Source organism: Aminobacter sp. MET-1, from assembly GCF_026521175.1.
Taxonomy (GTDB): domain Bacteria; phylum Pseudomonadota; class Alphaproteobacteria; order Rhizobiales; family Rhizobiaceae; genus Aminobacter.
Map to the genome: position 1 here is coordinate 1 of NZ_JAMSHL010000080.1, position 319 is coordinate 319.

Here is a 319-nt window from a genome sequence, read left to right on the forward strand (position 1 = left end):
CAACCGCGCCTGAAGCGCTCGCAAGCTTCAGCTGCCCGCCCTCGACCGCAAGCCCTGTCACGTCCGACCAGCTGCCCAGGGCCAGTGGCGCGGACGCGTCCAGAAACGCCTTGGCCCAGGCGATGACCTTCTGGCCGCGCCTGGGGTTGTAGCCCCTGGTCTTCTCGGCACCATCGCTGTCGGGGATCGCATCGGTGCCGTAGAGCGCGTCATAGAGCGAACCCCAGCGGGCGTTCGCCGCATTCAGCGCGTAACGCGCATTCATCACAGGCACCACCAGCTGCGGGCCGGCAACCGTGGCGATCTCGGGGTCGACATT

At 67.7% G+C, this 319-nt stretch carries 1 pseudogene; it reads right to left on the reverse strand.

Features of this window, described 5'->3' with window-relative positions:
* Window positions 1-319: pseudogene (locus NDO48_RS30600) on the reverse strand (malate synthase G); the annotation flags it as partial.